At 61.9% G+C, this 3,530-nt stretch carries 2 protein-coding genes and 1 pseudogene; all 3 read left to right on the forward strand.

Going from position 1 to position 3,530, the window contains the following annotated elements; genetic code table 11:
* Nucleotides 1-160, forward strand: a pseudogene (locus PMI35_RS35810) (DUF2934 domain-containing protein); the annotation flags it as partial.
* A 118-nt stretch (nt 161-278) separates the two neighbouring features.
* Nucleotides 279-2,438 carry a glycogen debranching protein GlgX gene (gene glgX / locus PMI35_RS27240; protein WP_008055704.1) on the forward strand — a complete coding sequence of 720 codons (2,160 nt, stop codon included), beginning with the start codon at nt 279-281 and terminating at the stop codon, nt 2,436-2,438.
* Between the two features lie 188 nt (nt 2,439-2,626).
* Complete coding sequence (locus PMI35_RS27235) at nt 2,627-3,385, forward strand: PIG-L deacetylase family protein (RefSeq protein ID WP_008055706.1); 759 nt, start codon at nt 2,627-2,629, stop codon at nt 3,383-3,385.
* Nucleotides 3,386-3,530: the final 145 nt, after the last annotated feature.

The following is a 3,530-nucleotide window of genomic DNA, read 5'->3' on the forward strand; positions in this document are numbered from 1 at the left end:
CCAGGCATGTCCTGTCGGCGACGGCAAGCTCAATGGCAAGGCCGCAGCGCCAAAACCCAAGGCCAAAGCCAAGCCGGCTGCTGCCTCTGCGGTGATTCCGCCAGGGGAAAAAGCCGCCGAGAAAAAGCCTCGCGCAGCGCGAAAGCCGCCCGCCGTCTAAGCTTTTTTCACCGTTGTCCTGAAGGTCTTCCCGTGGCGAGTCTGCTCGCCACCGCGGGGTTTGCTCGCCCGCGAAAAAATACTGAGCCCCGTCACTGTCTGCCGTTACTGGAGCACTTATGACCCGTCCCAAGAAAGAAACGCCGCCTCCCCGCGCCGAGCCGTCACGCATCCGCGAAGGACTGCCCTTTCCGCTCGGTGCGACCTGGGATGGCCTGGGGGTCAATTTCGCCCTGTTCTCGGCCAACGCCACCCGGGTCGAACTGTGCATTTTCGATGACGCCGGCGAAGTCGAACTCGAACGCATCGAACTGCCGGAATACACCGACGAGATTTACCACGGCTACCTGCCCGACGCTCATCCAGGGCTGATCTATGGCTACCGCGTGTACGGCCCATATGACCCGGCCAACGGCCATCGTTTCAACCCCAACAAGCTGTTGATCGACCCCTACGCCAAACAACTGGTCGGTCAGTTGAAATGGTCCGAAGCCTTGTTCGGCTACACCATTGGCCACCCCGACGCCGACCTCAGTTTCGACGAACGCGACAGCGCGCCCTTCGTGCCCAAATGCAAGGTGATCGACCCGGCGCACACTTGGGGCCACGATCATCGGGTCAGCGTGCCATGGGACAAGACGATCATCTATGAAACCCACGTGCGCGGCTTCAGCATGCGCCACCCCGCCGTTCCCGAAAACCTGCGGGGGACCTTTGCCGGGCTGATGGTCGACGAAGTGCTCGAGCACATCCGCAAGCTGGGCGTATCGACCGTCGAGCTGCTGCCGATCCACGCCTTCGTCAACGACCAGCACCTGCTGCACAAAGGCATGACCAATTACTGGGGCTACAACAGCATCGCGTTCTTCGCCCCCGACCCGCGTTACCTGGCCAGCGGCAAGATCGCCGAGTTCAAGGAAATGGTCGCGCACCTGCACGAAGCCAACCTGGAAGTGATCCTCGACGTGGTCTACAACCACACCGCCGAGGGCAACGAACAAGGCCCGACCCTGTCCATGCGCGGCATCGACAACGCCTCCTATTACCGCTTGATGCCTGACGACAAGCGCTTCTACATCAACGACTCCGGCACCGGCAACACCCTGGACCTGAGCCACCCCTGCGTATTGCAGATGGTCACCGACTCCCTGCGCTACTGGGCCTCGGAAATGCATGTGGATGGCTTCCGTTTCGACCTGGCGACCATCCTTGGGCGTTATCACGACGGTTTCGACGAGCGCCACAGCTTCCTCGTGGCCTGCCGCCAGGACCCGGTGCTGCGCCAGGTCAAGCTGATCTCCGAGCCTTGGGATTGCGGGCCCGGCGGTTATCAGGTCGGCCGCTTCCCCCCGGGCTGGGTGGAATGGAACGACAAGTTCCGCGACACCGTGCGCGCATTCTGGAAAGGCGACGACGGCCAACTGGCGGACTTCGCCAGTCGCATGACCGCTTCCGGCGAGATGTTCAACCAGCGTGGCCGGCGGCCCTATTCATCGCTGAACTTCATCACCGCCCACGACGGCTTCACCCTCAATGACCTGGTGTCGTACAACGACAAGCACAACGAAGCCAACGACGAGAACAACCAGGACGGCAGCAACAACAACCTGTCATGGAACCATGGCGTCGAAGGCCCCACCGACGACCCGCAGATCAACGCCCTGCGCCATCGCCAGATGCGCAACTTCTTTGCCACCTTGCTGCTGGCCCAGGGTACGCCAATGCTGGTGGCCGGCGATGAGTTCGCCCGGACCCAGGAAGGCAACAACAATGCCTATTGCCAGGACAGTGACATCGGCTGGGTCAACTGGGACCTGAGCGAAGACGGCAAGGCCCTGCTCAAGTTCGTCAAGCGCCTGATCAAGTTGCGCCTGAGCTATCCGATCCTGCGCCGCGGGCGATTTCTGGTGGGCAACTACAACGAGGACATCGGCGTCAAGGACGTCACCTGGCTGGCGCCCGATGGCAGCGAAATGACCACCGAGCATTGGCACGATGCGCACAATCGCTGCCTGGGCATGTTGCTCGACGGGCGCGCCCAGGAAACCGGGATCCGTCGCAAAGGCGCGGATGCCACGCTGTTGCTGGTGGTCAACGCCCATCACGACATCGTCAACTTCCTCCTGCCGGAGGTACCCGACGGCGGCTTCTGGACGTGCCTGATCGACACCAACCAACCGTCCATACGTGGTCAGGAGCGCTTCGATTTCGGGCGCGAGTACTCGGTCACCGGGCGCTCGTTGCTGCTGTTCGAACTGCAACGCGAGGAAGAGGAGTAAAACCAGCGCATCGGAAAATTTGTGCCATGCATGCACATCCGGCGCGACGAATAGCGATACATGAGCAATACTCGATGCGCGGCTGTCCAGGGTCCGGAGCGCCGCGCTTCGCTAACAACCCGCCTCACAGCTGCTACAGCGCTTGCTGTTGTGCACGACTGGAGGTGAACGGAACAAGGACGTACGTCATGAAATCTGTGTCCATCAGTGACAGCGGCTGTGCAGAACAAATCTGGAACAGTGCCCCGCAATTGGCCAATATCCCGGTAATCGGTACCCAGTCCCTCCTCCCCCCCGGCGCCCGTGCCGTGGTGATCGCCCCCCATCCTGGCGACGAAGTGGTGACCTGCGGCGGTCTGCTGCAGTTGCTGAGCGCCACGGGACACCCTTTGCAACTGATTTCGGTGACCGACGGCAGCGCCAGTCATCCGGGGTCGCAACAGTGGTCGGAGAAGCGCCTGAGCGTGTTTCGCTCCCAGGAAAGTGTCGAGGCCTTGCGCCGCCTCGGCTTGCCGATGCACAGCCTGAAATGGATACGCGGCGGCTTCACCGACCACACCCTGGCGGAGCATGAACAGGCGCTCACGCAATTCATCGCCCGTTATCTACGCCCGGGCGATGTGGTGTTCAGCACCTGGTGCGAGGATGGCAACAGCGACCATGACGCCGTCGGCCGCGCCAGCGCCAATGCCGCCACCATCGCCGGCGCCGTCTTCACTGAGATACCGGTCTGGGCCTGGCACTGGCCAACCCGGGACAGCGCCTTGATCCCCTGGCACCGGGCGCGCAAGGTGCGACTGGACACCTGGACGGTGGCGCGCAAGAGCCACGCTACCCATGCTTACGCCAGTCAGCTCGATGGCGAGCCGGCCATCGGCGTTGCGCCACGGTTACCGAGGGTGTTGTTGGAGCGGATGCGGTTGCCTTATGAGATTGTGTTTGTCTGAAAGGACGAAGGCGGTTGTCGGCGTGCATATCCATTGCTGCGGTAACGGGTACCCTATGGTTCGCGTGAAACCTTGTAGGAGCGAGGCTTGCCCGCGAAGGCGACCTGGCAGTCGACCATTTTTTTTAGGTGTACATATCCATTGC

The sequence above is a fragment of the Pseudomonas sp. GM78 genome, from assembly GCF_000282475.1.
Classification (GTDB): Bacteria; Pseudomonadota; Gammaproteobacteria; order Pseudomonadales; family Pseudomonadaceae; genus Aquipseudomonas.

Bases quoted from the DNA above. Each gene is read 5' to 3' on its own strand.
- glgX (WP_008055704.1), top strand. From the start codon at position 279: ATGACCCGTCCCAAGAAAGAAACGCCGCCTCCCCGCGCCGAGCCGTCA.
- PMI35_RS27235 (WP_008055706.1), top strand. From the start codon at position 2,627: ATGAAATCTGTGTCCATCAGTGACAGCGGCTGTGCAGAACAAATCTGG.